16 protein-coding genes and 2 pseudogenes are annotated in these 21,811 nt (G+C 59.5%); 15 read left to right on the plus strand and 3 right to left on the minus strand.

The window, feature by feature from the left end:
* The first annotated feature begins 125 nt into the window (after positions 1–125).
* The 6 genes from tauA (at position 126) to C7401_RS05180 (ending at position 7,978) form a co-directional block, all read left to right on the plus strand.
* The gene (tauA, locus tag C7401_RS05155) at positions 126–1,178 is read left to right on the plus strand and encodes a taurine ABC transporter substrate-binding protein (RefSeq protein ID WP_112170252.1); all 1,053 of its coding nucleotides are present in this window, start codon (positions 126–128) and stop codon (positions 1,176–1,178) included.
* Positions 1,179–1,194: 16 nt separating this feature from the next.
* Positions 1,195–1,992: a taurine ABC transporter ATP-binding protein gene (locus C7401_RS05160; protein ID WP_112170253.1), complete on the plus strand. Its 798-nt coding sequence runs from the start codon at positions 1,195–1,197 to the stop codon at positions 1,990–1,992.
* Positions 1,989–2,870, plus strand: a complete 882-nt coding sequence (locus C7401_RS05165) for an ABC transporter permease subunit (RefSeq protein WP_112170254.1) — start codon at positions 1,989–1,991, stop codon at positions 2,868–2,870. Before C7401_RS05160 ends, C7401_RS05165 begins: the two co-directional genes overlap by 4 nt.
* A 299-nt stretch (positions 2,871–3,169) precedes the next feature.
* Positions 3,170–4,456 (plus strand): dicarboxylate/amino acid:cation symporter, encoded by a 1,287-nt coding sequence (locus tag C7401_RS05170; RefSeq protein WP_112170255.1) that lies wholly within the window; start codon positions 3,170–3,172, stop codon positions 4,454–4,456.
* A 214-nt stretch (positions 4,457–4,670) separates the two neighbouring features.
* Positions 4,671–6,596: a sensor histidine kinase gene (locus tag C7401_RS05175; protein WP_112170256.1), complete on the plus strand. Its 1,926-nt coding sequence runs from the start codon at positions 4,671–4,673 to the stop codon at positions 6,594–6,596.
* Positions 6,597–6,628: 32 nt separating this feature from the next.
* Positions 6,629–7,978, plus strand: coding sequence for a sigma-54-dependent transcriptional regulator (locus tag C7401_RS05180; RefSeq protein ID WP_112170257.1), 1,350 nt, complete (start codon positions 6,629–6,631; stop codon positions 7,976–7,978).
* A gap of 103 nt (positions 7,979–8,081) precedes the next feature.
* Here the strand turns inward: C7401_RS05180 and C7401_RS05185 are convergent, their stop codons facing one another.
* On the minus strand, positions 8,082–8,615 hold the full coding sequence (locus C7401_RS05185) for a TlpA disulfide reductase family protein (protein WP_112170258.1): 534 nt from the start codon (positions 8,613–8,615) through the stop codon (positions 8,082–8,084).
* A 148-nt stretch (positions 8,616–8,763) separates the two neighbouring features.
* On the opposite strand from C7401_RS05185, the gene C7401_RS05190 reads away from it, so the two are divergent.
* Positions 8,764–9,360, plus strand: a complete 597-nt coding sequence (locus C7401_RS05190; RefSeq protein WP_258396883.1) for a hypothetical protein — start codon at positions 8,764–8,766, stop codon at positions 9,358–9,360.
* A 436-nt stretch (positions 9,361–9,796) separates the two neighbouring features.
* Here C7401_RS05190 and C7401_RS05195 read toward each other — a convergent pair.
* Positions 9,797–10,396 (minus strand): annotated as a pseudogene (locus tag C7401_RS05195) (ATP-binding protein); the annotation flags it as partial.
* A 76-nt stretch (positions 10,397–10,472) separates the two neighbouring features.
* Between C7401_RS05195 and C7401_RS05200 the strand changes: the two are divergent.
* From C7401_RS05200 to C7401_RS05210, 5 genes and pseudogenes are all read left to right on the plus strand, one after another.
* On the plus strand, positions 10,473–11,723 hold the full coding sequence (locus C7401_RS05200; protein ID WP_112170260.1) for a tyrosine-type recombinase/integrase: 1,251 nt from the start codon (positions 10,473–10,475) through the stop codon (positions 11,721–11,723).
* Positions 11,720–13,369, plus strand: coding sequence for a hypothetical protein (locus C7401_RS44250; RefSeq protein WP_146757881.1), 1,650 nt, complete (start codon positions 11,720–11,722; stop codon positions 13,367–13,369). Before C7401_RS05200 ends, C7401_RS44250 begins: the two co-directional genes overlap by 4 nt.
* An 8-nt stretch (positions 13,370–13,377) precedes the next feature.
* Complete coding sequence (locus C7401_RS05205; RefSeq protein ID WP_112170261.1) at positions 13,378–15,198, plus strand: tyrosine-type recombinase/integrase; 1,821 nt, start codon at positions 13,378–13,380, stop codon at positions 15,196–15,198.
* Positions 15,176–15,424, plus strand: coding sequence for a helix-turn-helix domain-containing protein (locus C7401_RS44255; RefSeq protein ID WP_146757882.1), 249 nt, complete (start codon positions 15,176–15,178; stop codon positions 15,422–15,424). Before C7401_RS05205 ends, C7401_RS44255 begins: the two co-directional genes overlap by 23 nt.
* Positions 15,425–15,703: 279 nt before the next feature.
* A pseudogene (locus C7401_RS05210) lies at positions 15,704–16,556 on the plus strand (transposase).
* Between the two features lie 146 nt (positions 16,557–16,702).
* On the opposite strand, the gene C7401_RS05215 reads toward C7401_RS05210, so the two are convergent.
* Positions 16,703–17,476 carry a DUF4365 domain-containing protein gene (locus tag C7401_RS05215; RefSeq protein ID WP_112170262.1) on the minus strand — a complete coding sequence of 258 codons (774 nt, stop codon included), beginning with the start codon at positions 17,474–17,476 and terminating at the stop codon, positions 16,703–16,705.
* Between the two features lie 583 nt (positions 17,477–18,059).
* Between C7401_RS05215 and C7401_RS05220 the strand changes: the two genes are divergently transcribed.
* The 3 genes from C7401_RS05220 (at position 18,060) to C7401_RS05230 (ending at position 21,785) form a co-directional block, all read left to right on the plus strand.
* Positions 18,060–19,064: an AAA family ATPase gene (locus C7401_RS05220; RefSeq protein WP_112170263.1), complete on the plus strand. Its 1,005-nt coding sequence runs from the start codon at positions 18,060–18,062 to the stop codon at positions 19,062–19,064.
* 55 nt (positions 19,065–19,119) lie between these two features.
* Entirely contained in the window at positions 19,120–21,408 is a 2,289-nt protein-coding gene (locus tag C7401_RS05225; RefSeq protein WP_112170264.1) for a S8 family peptidase, read from the plus strand.
* 65 nt (positions 21,409–21,473) lie between these two features.
* Positions 21,474–21,785: a Fe-Mn family superoxide dismutase gene (locus tag C7401_RS05230; RefSeq protein ID WP_258396884.1), complete on the plus strand. Its 312-nt coding sequence runs from the start codon at positions 21,474–21,476 to the stop codon at positions 21,783–21,785.
* The last annotated feature ends 26 nt before the right edge of the window (positions 21,786–21,811 follow it).

A 21,811-nucleotide genomic window follows, 5' to 3' on the forward strand; every position in this document is an offset into this window, starting at 1 on the left:
CCGCGCGAAAAGCAATGCTTCAGCAGCGTCATTAGCTATCGCGGATAAATTAGAACCGCCCGTCGCCAGACTCCCTATAGTCGGAACCTTCTTTCACTCGAACGTCGTTCCGCCGGAGTCTCACGATGAACCCACGCGCTCTCTCCGCTTTCGCACACCGTCCGCGCTTTGCCGCCGTTGCATTCGCAGCCGCGTGCCTCGCCGCCACGTTCGGCGCGCCGCGCGCGCATGCTGAAACGCGCGAGGTCGTGATCGCGTATCAGGACATGGTGGTGCCGTGGCGCTACGCGCAGGCAACGGGCGAAGTCGAAAAGGAAACCGGCTACAAGGTCACTTACCGCAAGCTCGCGAGCGGCGCCGATGTGATCCGCGCGCTCGCCTCGGGCTCGGTGCAACTCGGCGAGGCGGGCTCCAGCCCGATCGCGGCGGGCCTCTCGCAGGGCGTGGACCTCTCGCTTTTCTGGATTCTCGACAACATCAACGACGCCGAAGCGCTCGTCGCGCGCGACGGCTCGGGCGTGACGAGCGTCGCGGGCCTCAAGGGTAAGACGATCGGCGTGCCGTATGTTTCGACCTCGCACTTTCATACGCTCGTCGCGTTGCAGAACGCGGGTGTGAATCCCGCCGACGTGAAGATCGTCAACCTGCGTCCGCCTGAAGTCGCGGCCGCCTGGCAGCGCGGCAACATCGACGCGACCTACATCTGGGACCCCGTGCTCGCGCAGGTCAAGAAGAACGGCAAGGTGCTGATTACCTCGGGGCAGGTGGCGAAGGCCACGGGCAAGGCGACCTTCGACGGCTTCGTGGTCGATCGCCGCTTCGCGAAGGACAACGGCGACTTTGTCGCGAAGTTCGTGAAGGTGCTGGCCGCCGCCGACGCCGATTACAGCGCGCACCGCAGCGCATGGAACGCGGCTTCGCCCCAGGTGCAGGCGGTGGCGAAGGAGTCGGGCGCGAATGCGGACGAAGTGCCCGCGAGCCTCGCGCTCTACGCCTTCCCCACGCCCGCCGAGCAGGCCTCGAAGCAGTGGCTGGGCGGTGGCGCGCAGTCGGGCGCGGCGCAGTCGCTGCTCGCCACGGCGACCTTCCTCAAGCAGCAGGGCACGATCCAGAACCTGTTGCCCGACTACTCGGTGGGCGTCGATCCGCAATACGTGCAGCGCGCCGCTGCGCACTGAGCGCAAGGAAACGCACATGAGCGCGCTCGCGATCCGCGATCTCACCGTCATCTATGAGGGCGCGCAACGCGGTGCGCTGCCCAACGTCGCGCTCGCGAACGTGAACCTCGAAGTGGCGAGCGGCGAGTTCGTCGTGGCGCTCGGCGCTTCGGGCTGCGGCAAGACCACGCTGCTCAACTGCATTGCGGGTTTCATCGAGCCCGCGCAGGGCGAGGTGCGCGTGAACGGCGAACGGGTGGAGGGGCCTGGCGCCGAGCGCGGCGTGGTGTTCCAGAAGCATGCGCTGCTGCCGTGGCTCGACGTGCTCGACAACGTCGCGCTCGGCTTGCGCTTTCGGCGTGTGCCGAAGGCCGAACGCGAGCGCATCGCGCGCGAGCAGCTTGCGCTCGTCGGGCTTCAGGCGCAGGCGCGCGAGCGCGTGTACGCGCTTTCGGGCGGCATGCAGCAGCGCGTGGGCATTGCGCGCGCGCTTGCGAGCGACCCGCAGATCCTGCTGATGGACGAGCCGATGGGCGCGCTCGACGCCATGACGCGCGAGCAGGTGCAAACGCTCGTGCTCGACGTCTGGGCGCGCACGCAAAAGACGGTGTTCTTCATCACGCACAGCGTGGAGGAGGCGCTCTTTCTCGCGACGCGTATCGTCGTCATGACGCCGGGGCCGGGCCGCATCGAGCGCGAATACGAGGTGCCGTTCGCGCGCCGCTATCTCGCCACGCGCGACGCGCGTGCGATCAAGTCGTCGCCGGAATTCATCGAATGGCGCGAGCGGCTGGTGGGACTGCTGCACGCGGACGCGCACGAGGAGCCAGCATGAGCGTGCCCCAAGAATCGTTGAGGGAAGTCGCGCTGAAGGCGCGCAGGGTGCCGGCGCGTTCCGCGACCGGCACGCAGGCCGGGCGCTCGAAAGTCTGGCGCATGCCCGGCGAGGGTTCGACGGCGGCGCTCAGCGCCGCTTCGGTGGCGGCGCTCGCGCTGCTCTGGTGGCTCGCCACGCATCTGCACTGGCTGCCGCCGCTTTTTCTGCCGACGCCCGAGGCGGTCTGGCAAGCGTTTACCGACGCCTGGCACGGCCGCATCCAGGGCGGCCTGCCGCTCTCCGAGCATCTGTTCTGGAGCGCGCTGCGCGTGTTCGGCGCGTTCGCGCTCGCGGCGCTCACGGCCGTTCCCGTCGGCATCCTGATGGGCGTGTCGCGCATCGCGCGCGGCCTGCTCGATCCGCCGCTGGAGTTCTACCGGCCGCTGCCGCCGCTCGCCTATTTGCCGCTCGTGGTGATCTGGTTCGGCATCGACGAAACGGCCAAGATCGTCGTGATCTATCTTGCGTGCTTCGCCCCCATCGCCATGGCGGCGCGCGCGGGCGCGAAGAGTGCGAGCGTCGAGCAGATCCGCGCGGCGGCGTCGCTTGGCGGCGGCTTTGCGCAGATCGTGCGCTTCGTCGTGCTGCCCGCCGCGCTGCCCGAGATCCTCACGGGGCTGCGCATCGCCATCGGCTTTGGCTGGACCACGCTCGTGGCCGCCGAGATGGTGGCCGCCACGGCCGGCCTCGGTCAAATGGTGCTCAATGCGTCGAGCTTCCTGCGCACCGACGTCGTGGTGATGGGCATCGTGCTGATCGGGCTGATTGCCTGGGGCTTCGATCTGGGCATGCGCGCGCTCGAAAAGCGGCTCGTGCCGTGGAAGGGACGCGGCTGAGGCGGGACCCCCGCCGTTTCTGGAAATCCAAACACCCACAGGGCGCGTTTCTGGAAAACCAGATTCGCGCCTTTGTTCGTCGAATAAAAATCCTTATAAATCAAAGGTGTGAGCGTCTGTTCACGCTGGCATTGTCCTTGCAAATAAGAACGCGCGGCCAACCCAAGGCCGCGACATAAAAACAGCAAGGAGACAGCCGATGTCCGATCCCACCTTCCGGTTTCGCTGATCCCCAGTTTCGTCCTGTCGCGGCCCGACCAGCTTCGTTCGGCCATTGGCTTAACTCATTTGCGGGAACCATCGTGAAGAAACCTCTCCACAAAGTCCTCTACTTCCAGGTGATCGTGGCGATCGTCATCGGCGTGATCCTGGGCCATTACTGGCCCGCCATCGGCATCGACATGAAGCCGCTCGGCGACGCCTTCATCAAGCTCATCAAGATGGTGATCGGGCCGATCATCTTCTGTACCGTCGTGACCGGCATCGCCGGCATGGAGGACATGAAGAAGGTGGGCCGCGTGGGCGGCAAGGCGCTGCTCTACTTCGAGATCGTCTCGACCTTCGCGCTGGTGCTCGGCCTCATCGCCACGCACGTGCTCAAGCCCGGTGCGGGCTTCAACGTCGACGTCCATTCGCTCGACGCCAAGGCCGTGGCGAGCTTCGCCGAAAAGGCGCATGGCCAGAGCAGCGTCGACTTCCTGATGCACATCATTCCGGACACGATCACCTCGGCGTTCGCGCAGGGCGAGATCCTCCAGATCCTGCTGATCGCGCTGCTGTTCGGCGCCGTGCTCACGCAACTGGGCGAGCGTGGCCGCGTGGTGACCGAGTTCATCGACAGCGTCTCGGGCGTGCTGTTCGGCGTCGTGAAGATCGTCACGAAGCTCGCACCGATCGGCGCGTTCGGCGCGATGGCGTTCACCATCGGCAAGTACGGCGTGGGCTCGCTCATTCCGATGCTCAAGCTCATCGGCACGTTCTATCTCACGTCGGTCGTGTTCGTGCTCGTCGTGCTCGGCACGATCGCGCGCTTCACGGGCTTCTCGATCATCCGCTTCGTTTCCTACATCAAGGAAGAACTGCTGATCGTGCTCGGCACGAGCTCGTCGGAATCGGCGCTGCCGCAACTCATGCAGAAGCTCGAGCGCCTCGGCTGCTCGCGCTCGGTGGTGGGCCTCGTGGTGCCGACCGGTTACTCGTTCAACCTCGACGGCACCAACATCTACATGACGATGGCGGTGCTCTTCATCGCCCAGGCGACCAACACCGATCTCACGTGGACGCAGCAGCTCACGCTGCTCGCGGTGACGATGCTCACCTCGAAGGGCGCAAGCGGCGTGACCGGCGCAGGCTTCATCACGCTCGCGGCGACGCTCGCCGTGGTGCCGACCATTCCGCTCTCGGGCATGGTGCTGATTCTCGGCATCGACCGCTTCATGAGCGAGTGCCGCGCGCTCACCAACATCGTCGGCAACGGCGTGGCGACCGTCGTGGTCTCGGCATGGGAGAAGGAGCTCGACCGCAACAAGCTGCGCGCCGTGCTCTCGGGCGATGTCGAAGAAGTGAAGGAAGGCGCGGGCGTGTAAGCCACGCCATGCGGGGCGGGCGCGTGGGCGATGCTGTCGTGTCCGCCGCGCGCCGTCCCCGGCTTTGTCTGACCGTTCCATCTTCATGCGGCACGTGCCGTTGGGCGGTGCACCGTTTCCCCTGCGTGCGCATCGCCCGTTTTTTGCCTTTCCACCCAAGCCGGCCCGGCGCCGCTTCACATCGCGCGTTCTCCCCGGACGCCGCACGGCGAGCATGTGCCACAATTCCGCTCATCCCCTCGACCGTCTGGAAGCCGTTGACGTGACGCGCCGCCTCATCATCCTCTTCGCGCTCGCCGCCGGGCTCGTCGCGGTCTGTGCGCTCACGTGGGCGCTCACCTGGCAGACCGGCATCGACGCGCTGCGCCGCAACGCCGCCGTGCGCGGCGACCGCACCGCGGCCTCGCTCAAGAGCACGCTGGAGCGCTACGACTCGCTGCCCTATATCGTGGGCGAGCATCCGCTCGTGCAGGACGTGCTCGTCGATCCGAAGCCCGAGTGGGTCGCCGCGGCGAACCGCTATCTCGAAGACGTGAACCGCCACGCGCGCGCCACGACGACCTACATCATCCGCGCCGACGGCATGAGCATCGCGGCGAGCAACTGGCGCGACCCGGACAGCTTCGTGGGCGTGGATTACCGCTTCCGCCCGTATTTCATCGACGCGATGCAGGGCGGCGTGGGCCGCTTCTTCGGCATCGGCACGATTTCGCACGATCCGGGCTACTACGTGTCGCAGCCCGTGCGGCGCGACGGCAAGATCGTCGGCGTGGCCGTGGTCAAGCTCAATCTCGAATGGTTTCCGGGCACCGATGCCTCGGAGCCGCTCCTCGTCACCGACGATCACGGCGTGATCTTTCTCTCCTCGGTGCCCGCGTGGAAGTACCGCACAGTGCGCCCGCTGCCGCCTGCCGTGGTCGCCTCGATCGACGCCACGCGCCAGTACGCGAGCGAGCCGATCGCGCCGCTGCCCACGAGCGTCGAGCGCGTGCTGCAAGGCGACGCCGACATCGTGCGTATGGGCGCAGGGCTGCGCGCGCCACGCTACCTGGAAACGCGCCGCTCGCTCGGCGAGCCCGACTGGCATCTCGTCACGATGTCGTCGATCGATCCCGTGGTGGACGCCTCGCGCAACGCGACCATCATGACGGGCTTCGGCTATGTGTCGCTGTGCCTCTTCGGCTTTTACTGGCGCATGCGGCGCGCGCGCGTGAAAGAGGTGATGCGCAGCCGCGCGATGTTGCAGAAGGCCTATGCGATGCTCAACGAGCGCGTGGCCGAGCGCACCGCCGATCTTTCGCAGGCGAACGAGCGCCTGCAACGCGAGGTGGCGGAGCGCACGCGCGCGGAAAGCGTGCTGCGCGCGACCCAGGACGAACTGATCCAGGCGAGCAAGCTCGCCGCGCTCGGCCAGATGGCGGCGGGCATCACGCACGAGCTGAACCAGCCGCTCGCCGCGCTGCGCAGCTTTTCCGACAACACGCGCGTGTTTCTCGAACGCGGCCAGTACGCGGCCGCCACCGAAAACCTGGAGGCGATCGCCTCGCTCACCGAGCGCATGGGCAAGATCGTCAACCAGCTCAAGCTGTTCGTCGGGCGTGCGCGGCCCAGAAGCGCGCGCGCGCCGGTTGCGCGCGCGCTGCGCAACTCGCTCGCGCTGCTCGGCAAGCGGCTCGAGGGCGTGCGTGTGGAGCTTGCGCTGATCGAGGACGGCGCGCCGCCCGCGCCGCTCGACGCGAGCGCGGAGTACCCTGATCTGGTCGCGCAGAGCGACGACCTGCGGCTCGAACAGGTGCTCATCAATCTGCTCGGCAATGCGCTCGACGCGGTGGCGGGCGTGCCCTCGCCACGTATTGCGATCGACGTTCTGGCGAGCGCCGCGACCCTTGCCATCGCGGTGCGCGACAATGGCCCGGGCATTCCCGAGGACGTGCTGCCGCGTCTCTTTGAGCCGTTTTTCACGACCAAGGAAATGGGGCAGGGGCTCGGCCTCGGGCTCGCGATTTCCTCGTCGATCGCACGCGACTGCGGCGGCACGCTCACCGCGAGCAATGACACGGGCGGTGGCGCGTGCTTCGTGCTGACACTGCGCCGCGCTCGCGCGGATGCCGCGAGCGTCGCGCGGGCGGCGGGACTTTGAAGCCCGACAATGAATCAGGATGACGAACGAATATGGTCAATGCAACGCCCGGCCGGGTGCTCTACGTAGAGGATGACGAACTCGTGCGCCGCGCGGGCGTGCAAAGCCTGCAACTCGCGGGCTTCGACGCCGCCGGTTTCGCGAACGCCGAAGCCGCGCTGCCGCTCGTCGATGCCGACTTCGCGGGCATCGTGGTGAGCGATATCCGCCTGCCCGGCATGAGCGGGCTCGACCTGCTCGCGCAGTGCCACGAGCGCGCGCCCGATGTGCCCATCATCCTCGTGACGGGCCACGGCGATATCTCGATGGCCGTGCAGGCCATGCGTGACGGCGCGTACGACTTCATCGAGAAGCCGTTCGCCTCGGAGCGCCTCATCGAAACAGTACGGCGTGCGCTGGAGCGGCGCCTCCTGATGCTGGAAAACCACGCGCTGCGCCGCGAGCTGGCGGGGCAGAACGCGCTCGCGCCGCGCATCATCGGCAAGAGCCCGGCGATCGAGCAGGTGCGCAAGCTCATTGCGAACGTCGCGCCCACGGATGCCTCGGTCATCATCAACGGTGACACCGGCGCGGGAAAGGAGCTGATCGCGCGCAGCCTGCACGAGCTGTCGCCGCGCCATGACAAGCCGTTCGTGGCTGTGAATTGCGGCGCGCTGCCCGAGCCGATGTTCGAGTCGGAGATGTTCGGCTACGAGGCGGGGGCGTTCACGGGCGCGGCCAAACGCCGGATCGGCAAGCTCGAACACGCGAGCGGCGGCACGCTCTTTCTCGACGAGATCGAGAGCATGCCGCTGTCGTTGCAGGTGAAGCTGCTGCGCGTGTTGCAGGACGGCGTGCTGGAGCGCCTGGGTTCGAATCAGCCGGTGCGCGCCGACTTGCGCGTGGTCGCGGCGGCCAAGGGCGACATGAACGAGCACGTGGCGGCGGGGACCTTCCGGCGCGACCTGCTGTACAGGTTGAACGTCGTGACGATCGCGCTGCCGCCGCTCGCCGAGCGGCGCGAGGACATCGTGCCGTTGTTCGAGCATTTCCTGCTCGACGCGGCGGTGCGCTACCAGCGCCCCGCGCCGCTGCTCACCGAGCGCGACCGCATGCGGCTCGCGCAGCGCGACTGGCCGGGCAATGTGCGCGAGCTGCGCAACGCGGCGGACCGCCGGGTGCTTGGGATTCCCGACGATCTCTCGACGGACGCGGCGGGCGGCGCAGACGAGGCGCAGCCGCTCAAGGAGCGCGTGGAGCAGTACGAGCGCGCATTGATCGCCGACGCGCTGCAACAGAGCAACGGCGCCGTCGCCCAGGCGGCGGAGCGCCTGCAAATGGCAAAGGCCACGCTGTACGAGAAGATTCGCCGCTACGGGCTCGTGGCGCGCGGCGAGGGCTAGTCGCGCCGCGGCATGATCGGCATCGCGGTGTGCAGGCGTAAAAAAAGCAGCGGGTTTCCGCTGCTTTTTTCATGGGCGACTGGATCGCGCGTTGTATCGCAAGTCAGGTCGCAAGCGCCTTTTGCAGCAGCTTGTCGAGCTCCGCGAACTGCGGCTCGCCCACATAGCGCTTGAGAATCTTGCCGTCGCGGCCGATCACGAAGGTGGTGGGCGTGAGCTGGACATTGCCGAACTGCTTCGCCGCCGAGCCGTCATCCATCGCCACCTTGAAAGGCAGCTGGCGCGTTTGCGCGTAGTTGGCCACGTACATCGGCGCGTCGTAGTTCATCGCCACGGCCACGAATTCGAGACCGTCGCCCTTGAAGCGGTTATAGGTCTGAATCATCTTCGGCATTTCCTGCATGCAGGTCGTGCAGCTCGTGGCCCAGAAGTTGATGAGATAGACCTTGCCCTTGAGGTCGGCCGTGGAGACCTTCTGGCCGGAGAGCAGCGTGAAGGTGGCGTCCGGCACGCGCTGCTGGCTGCCGAAGAACGCGAAATAGCCGGCCACGGCGATCGCGACGACGACAACCGCCGCGCCGATGCGGCGGATCGCGCCGGAACGCGGGTTCGATGAATTCGGGGATGCAGCGGTCATGAGCCTTGCCTCGTGCGCCAAATGGACGCGGGAATGGAGCCCGGTTATTGTAGCGCCGAATTTCCCGACATAGCGGTTGCGGCACGCCGTTGCGCGCGCCTCAGCGGATAATGGCGCGCTCCTTTCACTTTTGTGACGATCGCGCCCCATGGTCTTAGCCCTTCTCCGCCGTGTCCGCCTTTCGCTCGCCGTGCGGCTCCGCGTGCCGCACGCAGCCGTCGCGCCTGCGCTGGGCGTGCTCGCGGTGGCCGGCGCGCTGGCCGCCTGCTCGCCGACCTACGACTGGCGCACGATCTCCAACAACGAGAGTGGCTACACGGTGGACATGCCCGCGAAGCCGGACAAGGACGAGCGCGGCATCGACGTGAACGGCACGCCCATGCGCATGCGCATGCAAACGGCCGAAGTCGCGGGCGACGTGTTCGTGGTCGGCACGCTCGATCTGCCGGACGCGCAGCCCGCAACGCAGCAAAAGGCCCTCGATTTCCTGCGCGCCGGGCTTGCGCGCAACGTGGGCGTGACCCCCGACGCGCACGCGGTGCCGGTGCCGCTCGCAACGGGCGGCGCCGTGGAGGGCGTGGAGATGCGGGTTGCCGGCAAGGCTGGGGCGAACGGCGAAACGCGCACGATCCACGCGCGCCTCGTGGTGAAGGGCGCGCGCGCCTACCAGGTGGCGATCGTCGGGCGCGCCGAACCGCCGGTCGAGCAGGTTGACCAGTTCTTCGGATCTTTCAAGCTCTACTGAGTGTCGGGACTCCGGAGCACACGCGCGGCGGTACAAACCCACCCACGCAGCGACGGGCAGTTACGGTCGGGAGTGAAAGTTTACCCAAAGGTTTACGCGCTAATTCACGGATTTGATTGAAGGTTTACCGGTTACCCACAGCGGCTGTGGGTAACTTTGTGGAAAAAGTCCGCTCGCAGGCCGGAAAAGGCCGTCCTGTGGGCCTTCTGTTAGTTTTGGCGGCTTCCCGGTGAATCCTGAAAAGCTGAAGAATCAAGGGCTTGGCGAATCGCCCGGCGTGTAATGCGAACCATGCACAAAACCGGGCTCAATACGACCAAATGTGCATAAGTCAAGTCTTGACTTCGATTTATTGGCGCTATCCACATTCCGCCGCGGCACAAGCGACACAAGCGCCGCCCACTTTCGCCGGCTGATTCGCTGGACCGCAGCGGCCCTACCGCTCGGCCAGCACGCGCCGGTACTGCACGGCCTCGGCCACATGCGCGGCGCCTGGCATGGGCGCGCCCGCGAGATCGGCAATCGTGCGGGCGACCTTCAGCACCCGGTAGTGCGCGCGCGCCGACCAGCCGAAGCGCTCGCCCGCCTCGCGCAGCAGCGTTTCTCCTGCGGCGTCGAGGCGGCAGACCGCGTCGGTTTCGCGGCCGCTCAATTCGCGATTGGGCTTGCCCTGGCGTTCGAGCTGGCGTGCGCGCGCCGCCTGCACGCGAGCGGCGATGACGGCGCTCGGCTCCGCGTTCGCGCTGGCGCGAGCGGCCAGTTCGGCGGGCGGCAGGGCGGGAATCTCGATCTGGATGTCGATGCGGTCCAGCAGGGGCCCCGAGAGTTTGCGCAGGTAGCGCGCGGCGCTTTCGGGCGTGCAGCGGCAGCGCCCGGCCGGGTCGCCGCGCCAGCCGCACGGACAAGGGTTCATCGCGGCGACGAGCTGGCATGCGGCGGGGAAGTCGGTTTGCCAGGCGGCTCGCGAAATCGTGATCGAGCCCACTTCGAGCGGCTCGCGCAGCGTTTCGAGCACGTGACGGTCGAACTCGGGCATTAGGTGTAACTTTTTGTCTGTCTGTTTTCGCGCCCATTCATAAAAACTATGATTGCGGTGAGCGATTGGAGGCGGAATGAAACCCGGCCCTAATAAATATCGAATTGTCTACATCCACCCTAGAAAAGACTTCGAGGGCGTTAAGAGCGCCGTTAAGGCCATCAGTGATTGTTATGAGGATATCCGGCGCCTCGATTCCGATTCATCGTTGCCTGACGAAGATTTCGCGCTCATCGACTTTCAACCCCGCCTGTTTGAGCTTCCTTTGATCGCTGTAATTGTCGACAACAGTGGAAGAATAGTCCTTTTACCTACCCTATTTTTGGCCGACACTGCTTTGGCGAGCAGGTCGGTCACGGGAGACACAGTGCGCACCTATGCCGAAGCTCTTTTGCCTTGGCTGAAGTATGTGGATGACAGCGCCATTACGCTACATGACGTGACCGAGGAGACAATCGGCGTGTATCGCGCGAAGGTCTCTCACGAAAAAATAGCTGGATCAGACTCCAAATACGCCAGTGCGACGGTCAACCAACGCGTTGTTGTACCTGCAATATTTCATGAGTGGGGTCAACGCAGAAACACAATGCCGTCGAGTCTCGGGAAATATTTGTGCACAGCTGACCCAAATAACCGCTGGCATCCGCTTTCACGGAACTCTCGGCACCGGTTTTCGCGCCTACAGCGAATTGCTACGCCGCGAGTAATCAAGAAACTCCCTGTCTCACTAGGTGAAGAAGAGATTCGCAGGCTCTTCGCAATCACCCCGATGCCTTACAAGTTGATGCTGAAATGGAGCGTCGCTTGTGGGTTTCGGAGATTTGAAATTTGCGATCTGCGAATCAGTGACCTTCCTACTCCAGAACAAATCGAGAGCCAATCTGCGGGCATGATGCAATTGATCATGCTGAGAAAAGGTGGCAAGGAAGTTAACGTATATGTTCCATCGACGTTGCTCGAAGAGACAAACTGGTTTGTTCTCACAGAGAGGCGGGTGGCACAGAGCGGTCATGAAAATGCGCTTTTTCTCAACGCGCATGGTCGGCGTATGTCGCGTCAAACTTTTACGAGAGCTTTCAAAAAAAGCGCAAAGATTATCGGCAGCAGAGCCACGCTTCATCATTTGCGCCATACGTTCGCTGTACATGTCTTGAAATTTCTCGAACGAAGAGTCAATGACGGCGTGCAACTGAACTCTCTGAAGGTGCTTCAAATCCTCCTGAGTCATTCAAACGTCGTAACTACTGAAATTTATCTCCAGGCATATGAGATATCTGGAGGAGATGCGATTGCAGCACTAGATTTCTTGTACGGAGCTACGTTATGAATGCAAAAAAAGAACAAGGCGATGGCGCACTAAAAAGAGATTTTAATAAGTTGAATCTCCACACAAGAATCTGTGATGCCTTAAAACGGGCATTGATTGCCAGCTTTGGACATACCGCGCTCGATACGCAACAAAGAGTATTTCACGCTTTGGAGATTTTCGCGGAAAGTCTAATTGCATCGGGATATGCGGGCGAACCAAAGCTTCCTGCTCGATCGGGTCATATTTTTTCAGTTTGGCTCGACAATTCGCGTTTGGGGTCTAGCGCGCAGCAGAATTTGACTATGGTCGTTAAATTATTGAAATGGTGTCAGAGGAACGTGCCGGAGATCCTCTCGCCGAAGCTCTCCCTTGTTATCCCGAGAATTCGGGCGCAATGGGATGGCGTACGTGAAATTGTCGATCCTGAGACACTGAAGAAAATTCTGCGTGCTTGTTACGATGACATAGAAATTGCCGAAATAGCCGTTGCTCGAGGGCGTGCATTGCGCACAGGCGAGAATCTAGCGGAAGAAGATGAGTTGGCTCACGCCAACATCAAGATACTCCTAGATTTAGGGAATGGATTTTTCCCACGTCAGGAGCAGATTAGAGCATCGCTGCCTCATCTTAGACCGTTTATTCATAAGTGGGGCGGGGAGGGTGCGATGGGGAAATTGCTCTGGGTAAATTGGGAGCAGGTATTTCCCTTTTACCTTGCTATTTTGATTCAAACCAGCGCCAACGCAGGAGAGCTGCCTTCCGCCCAGCGTGATTGCGTTGTACCTCATCCGCTTCGCGCGGATCTGGAGTGCATTACTTGGCTGAAAAATCGAAGCCGCAAGGAGCAGCATGCGGAGTTTCCGGTCGGGCGAAAGTGGAGTGCTCCGAGTCTTGCTAGAAGGCTGATGGAGTTGAACGGAGAGTTAGTCGCGGACGCGATTCCGTCCGACAGGAATAGTCTTTTCGTGTGTATGTCTCCAAAGTTCCGAACAATACGTGTCCCCAACAAATCGACTCTTAATGACGCGCTGGCAGATTTCATCAAGCGTCACAATCTCCCGCCGTTTCAGCTGAAGAATTTACGAGGCTCCGGCGCTGTTCTCTCCTACAAGGAAGGACGCTCCATTGAGGTCCCTCGGAGGAGATTGAACCATGCCAGCTCGGAAACAACGACAATCTATTGTGACCCCGAGCATCTTGGTGACCACTACGACTTGACTATCAGGCGGTTCCAGGGCGAGTTCGTCCGCGTCGCACAAGAATCGATATCAACAAACCGCAAGCCGCCAGTGAAAGCGAGGCAGCACCCCAAAACTCAGGGCGAAACCCTTTTTGGATTTGCCTGCAAGGACATCTTGGGCGGCCTCGCTCCCGGGGCGAAGGTGGGTGAAGTGTGCACCTTCTTTACGGGATGTGTGACGTGTCCAGGGGCTCTGGTTCTGGTTGATGATCCCTCCGTTGTCGCGCATCTTCTCGAATCTCTCGATGCACTCGAAGATGCCCGTATAAGGTCAATAAGCGAGGGATGGTGGGAAAGATATGAGCTTCTCTACGAACCCACCCGGGTGATTCTTGTTTCAGAGATTTTTCCGTCGATCAGTGAAGGAGTCGTTCGAATCGCGAGAGGTCTCGTGTCGCGAAGACTCGTACCTTTTTTGGAGTAAGTTGATCAATGTCCAGTTCGGTGATTTTGAAGAAAACCCAGCACTACTGGGAACTCGATGTCTCTCCACTATACGAAGGAGAGACAGCGCGGATCTCCTGGCGGACTTTTCTGCCTGCTCATGGAGGCACGAGGCATCAACGCACCTACTTACTGCAAAGCGTCAAAGGGCTATTCGACGCCTTGATCGAGCAGCCTCGCCAAGTACGAGGTGGTCACATCTCACATAACACGGTGATAAATTGGACCTTCGAAATTCGACGATTAATCAGGTGGATGACCGAAAGAGGCATCTGGCGGTTTTCATCTCTAACCGGTCAAGATCTGGCTGATTACATCGAGCGCTGTGCCGTTCTTGAAAGCGGAGACGGACCCGTGACGCAGTTCACACTCTACAATCGTGTGAAAGTGCTACAAGAAATGTGGGAACTTCGAACGCTCTATCTTGGAGCATTGCGCGTGAGTCCCGCCACGCTTGATGTCGCAGCACAGGCGAGGCCATTACGGTCCCCTTCTTCGTGGCGAGCCCTTGACGAAACGGTTGCCAAACCGTTGCTTGGCGACGCGATAAATTTCCTGAATGTTCACGGTGACTATCTTGTGTCAATCACTCAGCGTAGGTGGAAACTCGCACTGCGCGGTCTTACTGGCAGTCATCAAAAATACAGGATCGGCCAATTCTACAAATCTATACAGTCTGAACCCGAGTTTGAGGCGTTATGCCGGGATTTAAAACTTGAAACGCATCAGACTTGGAAGGTGCTCCAAAAAGCGTACAGGGAGATGGACGGGGCCTCCTACATCATTATTTTGTTCCTCGTGGGGATGCGCGTCGCCGAACTGGCGAGGCTCGATATGGGGTGTGTCAAGCATGAAACTACGAAAGATGGAGTAGACGTCGCGAGACTGCACGGCGTCGCTGCAAAAAAAGGGGGGAAGTCCAGAAAGTGGATCGTCAATGATGACGTTTTGAAAGCAGTAAAGTATTTTGAAGATACTTATGCCGCCGCGAGAAAAAGCTTCAAGAGTCGCGCTCTGATTCTGGCGGGATCGAACCGCATTGCGGCTCTGGGAAAGAGTAGAGGGATCAGAATCGCACGGGGCGAGGTTGCCAACTGTATGGTCGCGTTTGCGCGCGGGAAGTTTCGCAAGACATATCTCCGTGAGCGCGTGCATCCGCACGTCGCCCGGAAGACGTTTGCGAGATTTGTTACGTCGCGAGACAAGAGCGGCCTTGAGGCCCTCGCGTACCACTACGGACACGTGTATAAAGCAGTTACGGACGGCTCGTACGGCGGTAGCGATATAGAACTGCGGACGTTATTGAACGAAGAGTCTCGGAAAGATCTTGAGCGGGCATTGACCGATCTGATACGGACCAATAACGTGGCGGGAAAAGCCGGTGCCGCGATGAAATCCCTGAAGGAAAAGGCCAAATTCCGGGGGAAGAAAGGACTTAAATTCCTGGTGGAAAAGCTAATTGCTCAAGGGATACAGCTCGCTCCCTGCAACTGGGGATACTGTGTCTACAGCCGCGCACTTTCGCTTTGTGGCGGTGATGACAGAGGACCAAACGAGGTCAATCGATCCGCGGACATATGCTCCAGATGTGGCAACTTTGCCGCAACTGAGCGCCACCGCCCTTGGTGGGAAGTGCGAATGACCCGAGATGAGAATTTTCTCAAGAACCGTCATTTGGGTCCGCAGACAATTAAGATTGTCGGTGAGCGGCTGCGAAATACTGCCACGGTACTTCGAGGTCTAAACGCTCAAACAGTAACTGCGGCCAAGGAACTGGAATTTGATCATGGAAAAGACAGCGAAGCTTAGCGTTGAGCAAAGTGTTCGTGCCGTCGTGTTCGCTCGGTTAAGTGCCGATCCGACGAAAAAACTATCCATCAGCGAGGTGTGTCGGGAGGCGAATGTAAGTCGAGCGAACCTTTATGCCAATCATCGCCCATTGATCGATGAACTGTTTCCCTATATCAATAGCGCTAGACACCAGTCCTCAGGAAATTTAAGGGCTAAAAAAAAGACGATACATTGCGAAAATTGAAGCAAGAAAATAAAGCTCTCCTTTATCTGTGTCTCGAACTACAACTGGAAGTTAGATCCCTTCGCGCGAGATTGCAGCAGTATTCCTCTAGAAGAAAAAAATAGACGTACCGGACGCCAACCTTCATGGTTGAATTAGTACGCGACGCGGCTATCTGGTCGACCCTGAACAACTCGGAGCTCCTTGTTCGGCAGAGCTTTGAGGCCGAAATGGTGTTGTGAGTTTTACAGGAACCTAGCACATTAACGCGAGAATCCTGCATTTTTCGACGAGGTGCGGATGGGTCCGAAGACGCCTGTGACGGAGGGAGATTTCTTCCGCCAACCGCTGCGCGAACAGATCAACCTGAATCATCCGTTGATACGTTTGGCCGACCTGATCGACTGGGAGCGATTGGGCGCATCAATGACCGGGAGCTTCGTGTCGGGCAAAGGCCGACCGGCGAGTTCGCCGCGCCTGATTGCGGGACTGCTCTACCTGCAACGCGCTTTTGATCTCTCCGACGAAGAGGTCGTCTGGCAATGGGTTGAGAACCCCTACTGGCAGGTCTTTACGGGCGAGACGTATCTGCAGACCGAGCCGCCAATCGATCCGTCGAGCCTGACGCGCTGGCGCAAACGACTGGGCGAAGCCGGTGTTGAAGAATTGCTCGCCGAGACGATCGAAGCAGCAAAGCGCGCTGGCGTGATCAAGGCCTCGAGCGTCAAGCGCGTGATTGTCGATACGACCGTTATGGAGAAGGCGATCGCACACCCACACGCTGGCTGAAGCGCTGGAGCAGGCAGCAATCCTGTGCGACGACACGCCAGAAGTCGCCATCGTCGATCGCGGCTACAAGGGTGTGGCCGTCGATGGCGTGAAGATCTATCACCCGGGGTTGCGGCGTGGCATCACACGCGGACTACGAGCGATGATCAGGCGGCGCAGCGCAATCGAGGCCGCCATCGGTCACATGAAGACAGACGGAAAACTTGGTCGCAACTGGCTCAAAGGCGCGCTCGGCGATGCGATGCACGCGGTTCTGTGCGGCGCCGGTCACAACCTCAGGATGATCCTGAGGAAGCTGCGGCTTCTTTGTGTCTTCATTCTCGCTGCCCTGTTCAATTGCTGCACCGCCGACGTGCCGGCGTAGCGCTGGTCGCACGAAAACCGAATTGTTCAGGGCCGACTATCTGGCCTGCATTCTTTTTGAACACTATAGGCGTTTCCAGCAGGCTTCAATAGTTGCAGGATTGCGATCGGCTCTGCGGATTTTCATTCGCGCCGCAAGTTCTTCAATCATTCCTCGATTTTAAAAAAAGTACCATTAATCGAGTTGTAATATGTCACGATATTTTGTATTTCAGATGCGCATTCTCTGGCGACGATCTCGACTCCATCTACTTCGTCTTTTTTGATAGAGAATACCTTGGATATTGATTTGACTTCGTTTAGTGCTTCAAGAATATTTAGCTTAGTGTCGACGAGATGACATATGTCTTTGCCGGTTGGGTTCTTGACTCCATTGTTACCGACCGGAATATCGTTAATTTGTTTCTCTGCGCCCTCTACGCCGTCACGGATGGTTTGCAGCTTCTCATCAATGAGTGCGGTCGCTGATTGACCAGCTTTTTCACGAAAATCAACAACGGTGCGACTGGAAAAGACATCTTCGTCCAGATTGAATTCAATGCACGATTGGCCTCGTTTTTTTGTGTGCCGATATGTCCTCGCCGGATCGACGTAATGGACATACATTTCCGGTTTAGATAGGTCCACAAGAACAACATACACCGGAATTTCCAAATCTTTCCAATACTTGATATGTTTCGGGTCGACGTAGATGCAATCTTTTTCTTCTTGACTCGTAGCTTTGATCTGAAATGCGATGAATTGACCGGTGCTAATTTTTCCTATGGGATCGGCGTCGTTGTCGATCATCACCTCAATCTGGGCATCAATTCCGATATCGACGCCCGTTAATCTGCACGGCCATTTAAGTTCATTCGCTATTTTGTATGCAAAAAAATACTCACCCGCATCACCATTGGCATTCTTTGTTGTGTAGTACATGGTCTTATGGTAGTAGTTCTAGTTCAGGTTTTTGATGCTGCTTTTAAATTGTACTGATATACAGGGCCGGCAGGTTGGGCGCGTAGGTTTGGTTCAGGCGATGTGTTATCCGGGAAGCAAAGGGTCGATGTGACGCGAGTACCTCGAGGGCGAGCGTCGCTGGTGGTCGCGCCGGTAGTAAAGGGGACCACGGCAACAATGGCCGGCCGCGCACAAAATGAGCACTCGGTCGCAATTCCTATCGAAACGAGGATTTGCGAGCGAGGCGTCGTTTGATGGCTAACTGGCGCGCCAGCCGAGGGGCAAACAAAGCAGGGCGGCGGAAGCGGTGTCAGAGCACTGTTCGCTCACAGGTCGTTCCATGCAGGCATCTTCGTGCGTGGCCGCGATTGTTCCCTTTTAGTGCGTGAGATGATGAGTTGATCGCATTTGCTGGAGTGGACAACAGACTACGCTTCCTGGCAACATGCGCTCTACTGTTGATAGATGCTTTTCCTGGGCAGGCAGGGAGCCATCAATTATACTACTGTACGTATACACATATTTTTGATCGCCGGCGAGGCGATCTCGGCTGGCCTCAGATATGGCGAACGGAAAATTACTGCGACAGCTGGTGCGCGCCGGCGTGGATGGCGATCAGGATGCGTTCAGGCGCGCATCCGAAGCCGTCATTGCCGAGGAACGTGACAAGCAACATCATCTGCTCGCAAATGACCTCGAGAAGCTTTTGTACGGTCGGCCGACCCCCGTCCCCTCGCTTTCTCTCTTGCATCTGACGAAAGCTGTCCCGTCGGACAAAGAGCGCGGTATTGACCTCGTTGAGGTTCGTCAGCCTTCGCGTCAGCTTGAAGATCTGGTGGTCAGTCGGGACGTTAAAACTTCGATTGAGCAGGTGCTGCTTGAGCACAACCGTCAGGCGGCGCTCGAAGGATATGGTCTCGAGCCAGCAAGGAAGCTGCTTTTTTTTGGTCCACCGGGATGCGGCAAAACGCTAGCCGCAGAAGTCGTCGCGATGGAGCTTAACCTTCCGTTAGCGATCGTCCGACTCGATGCCGTTATCTCGTCCTACCTTGGCGAAACCGCTGCGAACCTCCGCAAGGTCTTCGACTTCATCTCGTCACAGCCGCTCGTGGCGCTATTTGACGAATTCGATGCGTTAGCCAAGGAGCGTAGCGGGGACGGTGATCATGGTGAACTGCGGCGAGTAGTCAATGCGGTTCTCCAGATGATCGACGATTATCGCGGGAAGAGCCTGATCGTCGCAGCGACAAATCATGAGAACCTGCTCGATTCGGCGATCTGGCGACGGTTTGACGAAACCGTAAAGTTTTCAAACCCTGATGCGGCGCAGATCGGAAAGCTCTTGCAAAGCAAATTGAGTGGAGTACGTCGCAACTTTGAGGCGTCGGAAAGCGCAATAGTGTCGAAGTTCAAGGGGATGTCGCATGCGGATATCGAACGTGTGCTTCGCAGGGCGATCAAGGAAATGATTCTTCAAGGCAGAGAATTCCTTGAACTGGCTCATCTTGAGTCTGCATTGCGTCGGGAAAATCGGCAATCACCTACATCTAAACGTTGCGCGAAGTAGATTTTTTACGCATCCTTACGCGCATATCCAAAGACCAGAATATCGCGAGGGGGCTATGGCGTACGAGCATCTGCGGGTAGTACGAGACGAGCCAATCAATTTCAGAAAAAAGAGATCGTTTCCCGGTTTCCCGAAACCAACCGACGTGAGGCAACACGGAGTCCAACTTAAGCGCAGCCTTACCGCGGTAACTGCGACGCCGGTCCAGGAGGGCTTCGATAACCGTAGACTTCTGCAGGTCAACGTTATTGGTGGCTTTCGCCCGGAGTCTCTTGAGGCAATCCCTGGCCTCACGGTCGTGAGCCAGGAGGGTAATTCGATCGCGCTTCTATTCAGTACGGATGAAGCGCTAAGACAGGTCGACGTGAAGTTGACGAGCCTTGCGCGCGACGGCCACGTCACTCATGCGAATTTGCTGCTCGCTATTAACAGTTTCGATTCGTGGTTGCCTGCTGATCGTACCGGCGCAGCACTGGGCCAATTGGGGCTTCCTGACGATAACTCTTCGATCGTTGACGTCGAATTGTGGCCGCTTGATCGCAGGGATGAGCGGCAACGAATGATGGCCACCTTTCAGGCGCTGCTGCAGAGAAGCGGTATCGAGCTACTTGATACCCTGGATAGGGAGAGTTTGATCCTCTTCAAAGTCAGGGTCTCAGCCCTGACCTTACCCATCCTGCTAGGGTATCGTGATGTCCGCCTCGTTGATTTGCCTCCGAGTTTCGGGTTTGGACTGGAGAGACTTCGTCTCGATATCAATTCACTTCCGCATATCGATCCGCCACCCGATGATGCGCCCGGCATATGCGTACTTGATACAGGGCTTGCTGCTGGCCATCCACTGATCGCGCCTGCAGTAGGTGACACCCAGAACTTCATGGTGGCCGGCGAGGATGCCGCTGATCTCGATGGACACGGCACACGAGTTGCTGGTCTCGCGCTGTATGGTCGCGTTTTCGACCGTCTGCCAGATCAGTTTTCGCCTCAACTTAGGCTCTTTGCCGGCAAAGTATTTGCGAATGATGGTCAGGATCAAACCCGGTTCGTAGAGAAGGCAGTGGAAGACGCTGTCGGCTACTTCCATGATCACTATGGTTGCAAGGTCTTTTGTCTCTCCTATGGGGACGCAAATAAGGTTTACGACGGAAGGCATGTGCGAGGGTTGGCCTACACCCTTGATCGACTCTCGCGTGAACTCGACGTTCTTTTTGTTGTACCGACAGGCAACCAGGCAGATATCCCGGACGACGCCCTTGAGACTTTCCCGGCTTACTTAAACAATGAAACGTTTAGGTTGCTGGATCCGGCGCCATCATTGAATGCCCTCACCATTGGTGGCCTTGCCCATTTCGAGCTGGATCATCAAGCTCAGAGATTCCCGCAGCAAATTGAGACTACGCCACTCGCGCGGCGTAATCAGCCAAGCCCCTTCACGCGCATCGGCCCTTCGGTCAACGGGGCGATCAAGCCTGACCTCGTTGCCGAAGGAGGAAACATGGCCTGGCAGCATCGCAGTGGACGGCTATCGGCTCAAAGGCTGGGCGTGGTCTCCACTTCCCGGCATTTTGCTGATGGGCGGCTCTTCGACGACGATTCCGGGACAAGCTTCGCTGCTCCTCAGGTAGCGCATCTTGCGGCGTCGCTACTTCGCGTGGCGCCTGACGCCTCGTCCAACACGTTACGTGCCCTTCTCGGCGCACATGCGCGCATCCCAGGTGAGACCGATGTTCTTGTAGACGATGATGAAAAGAAGCTTGCGCTCGCTGGCTACGGAAGTGTGCAAAGCCGCCATTTGTTCGAGTCCGAAGACAATGCAGTGACACTTCTTGGCAGTGATGCGATTGCCCTTGATCACCACCATTTTTACGAACTGGCGCTCCCCGATGATTTCTGGAGTGGACGCAGACGCCCTAGGGAGATTTCGGTCGGCCTGGCGTATTGCCCATCGGTGAGAACTACGCGTATTGCATATCGCGCGGTGAAACTCAGCTTCAATGTTGTCGAGGCAGAAAGCCTTGAGCAGGTCACAGGGTGGTTCAACACAAATCGCGTAGCTGCGGCCCGCAAACTCGCTGAATCCGGATTCGCGAACATCACGGCGACGAGTCGATCAAAGGGAACCTTGCAGTGCGCAACGTGGACTTACAAAGCCTCCACTGCGCGTAAATTGTTCATCGTTGTCACCAGAAAAGATGAGCCATGGAACCCAGAACCTAACCTTGCCGAACCATACTCTCTGGCAGTGACGTTCAGGGATCTGACGAATCCTGATGCAAACATATACCTTCAGGTGCGCCAGCGACTGCGACAACGCGCTCAGCAGCGTGCGCGAAATGTGCGCTAATCCTTCGACTCGAATCGAACTTCGTGCGTACGGGACTCGCTCGCGCTCTAACGTAGTTATGGCGAATGGATCTGCATGGTGCGCGGAACGATCGTCTGCGGCCCGGGCGGGCAGACCTTGCCCGGGCCCGTGAGGTAGGCTCAAGTGGTGTCGTCGGCTATCTCCCGGCGTCCGGAAAGCTCATGATCCTCCAGTGCGAGAACCACCAGAAGCTCACGGCATGGGGCATCCAGCCGATCCTGGTCGTCGACGTCTTTGAGCATGCCTACGACCTGAAGTATCAGAACCGCCGCAATGAGTATGTCAACGACGGGCCTGCTTTTGAATCTCGCCAGCCAGTAAGGTCAATTGGAACACTTCGGCGTTCCTCGATCTGAACATTCGCCATCGGCCGAGGCGATTC

The organism is Paraburkholderia unamae (assembly GCF_003268775.1).
Classification (GTDB): domain Bacteria; phylum Pseudomonadota; class Gammaproteobacteria; order Burkholderiales; family Burkholderiaceae; genus Paraburkholderia; species Paraburkholderia unamae.

What these genes read in the sequence shown, in the direction of transcription:
- C7401_RS05225 (WP_112170264.1), top strand. Translation starts at nt 19,120, where the DNA reads ATGGCGTACGAGCATCTGCGGGTAGTACGAGACGAGCCAATCAATTTC.
- C7401_RS44255 (WP_146757882.1), top strand. Translation starts at nt 15,176, where the DNA reads ATGGAAAAGACAGCGAAGCTTAGCGTTGAGCAAAGTGTTCGTGCCGTC.
- C7401_RS05160 (WP_112170253.1), top strand. Translation starts at nt 1,195, where the DNA reads ATGAGCGCGCTCGCGATCCGCGATCTCACCGTCATCTATGAGGGCGCG.
- C7401_RS05215 (WP_112170262.1), bottom strand. Translation starts at nt 17,476, where the DNA reads ATGTACTACACAACAAAGAATGCCAATGGTGATGCGGGTGAGTATTTT.
- C7401_RS05230 (WP_258396884.1), top strand. Translation starts at nt 21,474, where the DNA reads ATGGATCTGCATGGTGCGCGGAACGATCGTCTGCGGCCCGGGCGGGCA.
- tauA (WP_112170252.1), top strand. Translation starts at nt 126, where the DNA reads ATGAACCCACGCGCTCTCTCCGCTTTCGCACACCGTCCGCGCTTTGCC.
- C7401_RS05185 (WP_112170258.1), bottom strand. Translation starts at nt 8,615, where the DNA reads ATGACCGCTGCATCCCCGAATTCATCGAACCCGCGTTCCGGCGCGATC.
- C7401_RS44250 (WP_146757881.1), top strand. Translation starts at nt 11,720, where the DNA reads ATGAATGCAAAAAAAGAACAAGGCGATGGCGCACTAAAAAGAGATTTT.
- C7401_RS05205 (WP_112170261.1), top strand. Translation starts at nt 13,378, where the DNA reads ATGTCCAGTTCGGTGATTTTGAAGAAAACCCAGCACTACTGGGAACTC.
- C7401_RS05180 (WP_112170257.1), top strand. Translation starts at nt 6,629, where the DNA reads ATGGTCAATGCAACGCCCGGCCGGGTGCTCTACGTAGAGGATGACGAA.
- C7401_RS05200 (WP_112170260.1), top strand. Translation starts at nt 10,473, where the DNA reads ATGAAACCCGGCCCTAATAAATATCGAATTGTCTACATCCACCCTAGA.
- C7401_RS05165 (WP_112170254.1), top strand. Translation starts at nt 1,989, where the DNA reads ATGAGCGTGCCCCAAGAATCGTTGAGGGAAGTCGCGCTGAAGGCGCGC.
- C7401_RS05175 (WP_112170256.1), top strand. Translation starts at nt 4,671, where the DNA reads ATGTGCCACAATTCCGCTCATCCCCTCGACCGTCTGGAAGCCGTTGAC.
- C7401_RS05220 (WP_112170263.1), top strand. Translation starts at nt 18,060, where the DNA reads ATGGCGAACGGAAAATTACTGCGACAGCTGGTGCGCGCCGGCGTGGAT.
- C7401_RS05190 (WP_258396883.1), top strand. Translation starts at nt 8,764, where the DNA reads ATGGTCTTAGCCCTTCTCCGCCGTGTCCGCCTTTCGCTCGCCGTGCGG.